Source organism: Cupriavidus plantarum (genome assembly GCF_905397285.1).
Lineage (GTDB): Bacteria > Pseudomonadota > Gammaproteobacteria > Burkholderiales > Burkholderiaceae > Cupriavidus > Cupriavidus plantarum.
The window spans coordinates 1-1,913 of record NZ_CAJPUX010000022.1; the positions used below are offsets into that span (position 1 = coordinate 1).

At 69.5% G+C, this 1,913-nt stretch carries 1 protein-coding gene; it reads left to right on the plus strand.

The window, feature by feature from the left end; all coding sequences use genetic code 11:
• Positions 1-1,913, plus strand: a 1,913-nt coding sequence (locus KHP16_RS28180; protein WP_211961633.1) for an amino acid adenylation domain-containing protein, incomplete at both ends; no start/stop codon positions are given.

Consider the following 1,913-nt stretch of genomic DNA (forward strand, 5'->3'; position numbering starts at 1 on the left):
GTTTCGGTGCTGCGGCAGATGATCGCTGCGCCCGAGGCGCTCGTCGCCGATATCGCGCTCGAGGCCGCCGATGCCGAGGACGAGGACCCCCGGTTTCGGGAGGCGGTGCTTGTGCACGAGGCCATCGCGCGGCAGGCGCTTGAACAACCGGATGCGGTCGCGGTGCGGTGTGGGGACGATGTGCTGACGTACGGCGAGCTAGAGCGCAGCGCCAGGCGCCTCGCGCGCGCATTGGCTGCGCAGATTGGCGGCGCCGAGCCCGTGGTTGGCGTGGTCATCGATCGCTCGCCCGCGATGATCGTGCGGCTGCTCGCGGTGCTCAAGGCCGGCGCGGCGTTCCTGCCGATCGATCCGGCGCTGCCTGCTGCCCGCATTGCCGAGATGACCGACGGTGCGCGCGTGCGGTTGCTGCTGTCGTCGCAACGCCTGCGCGGACGCGTGCGGACTGCTGTGCCCGTGCTCGAGATGGAGGACGCCGAGCACAGCGACATGGTGCTGTCGGATGTGTTGCCGACGGTCTTGCGAGAGCAACTCGCCTACCTGATCTACACCTCCGGCTCGACCGGCACCCCCAAGGCCGTCGCCGTCGAGCACGGCCCGCTCGCCATGCATTGCCACGCTACCGCCAGGCAATACGGCATGGCCCCTGGCGAGCGCGAGCTCCACTTCCTCGCGTTCGGCTTCGACGGCGCCCACGAGCGGTGGATGGCGCCGCTCGTGGCGGGCGCCGAGGTTGTCCTGCGCGACGACGAACTCTGGAGTGCCGAGCAGACGCTCGATGCGTTCAGGCGCCATGGCATCACGAACGCCGGCTTCCCGCCCGCATACCTGATGCGCCTGGTCGAAGCCGCCCGCGCGGACGCCCCGCCGTTGCGGTTGCTGTCATTCGGCGGCGAGGCCATCTCGCGGGAGAGTTTCGCCCGGGTACGGGATACGTTCCGGGCACGAACGCTGATCAATGGATACGGCCCGACCGAGGCGGTCGTGACACCGCTTGCATGGGTCACGGATGGGCAGGAAGACTGTCGGCAAGCCTATGCGCCGATCGGCCGCCCGGTCGGCTCGCGTCACGCCTACGTGCTCGATGGCGACCTCAACCCCGTGCCCTATGGCGCCATCGGCGAGCTGTATATCGGCGGCTTCGGACTGGCGCGAGGCTACGCCCATCGCGCCGCGCTCACGGCAGAGCGGTTCTTGCCCGACCCGTTCGCACCCGGCGCCCGCATGTATCGCACTGGCGACCTCGTGCGGCAGGCGGCGGACGGCAACGTCGAGTACGTGGCGCGGCGCGATCATCAGGTCAAGATTCGCGGGTATCGGATCGAGCCCGGCGAGATCGAGGCGCGGTTACGCGCCTGTCCTGGGGTCGCCGAGGCCGCGGTGCTTGCGGTGGATTCGCAACTCGTCGCATACGTGAGCGGCAGCGCGGACACGCTCTCGCTTCGGCGCCAGCTGGAGGAGACGTTGCCCGCGTACATGGTGCCCGCGCAGATCGTGCCGCTGGATCGGCTCCCCGTCACGGCGAACGGCAAGCTCGACCGGCGGGCGCTGCCCGCGCCCGTGTTCGAGGCGGCCGAGCATGTCGCGCCAGTGGGCAACGTCGAAGCTGAGCTCGTGCGCATCTGGCAGGACGTGCTCGGTGTCGCGCGCGTCGGCGTGACCGACAACTTCTTCGAGCTCGGCGGTGACTCGATTCTCTCGATCCAGGCGGTGAGCCGGGCAAGACAGGCAGGGCTGCGGTTCACGCCGAAGGATCTGTTCCTGCATCAGACGGTGCGGGCGCTGGCGCAGGTCGTGACGTCCGCGCACGCCACCGACGAGGCCATGCCCACCGGCGAGGTGCCGTTGCTCCCCGTGCAGCGGGAGTTCTTTGAGACCGCCATCCCCGAGCGGCATCACTGGAATCAGGCGGT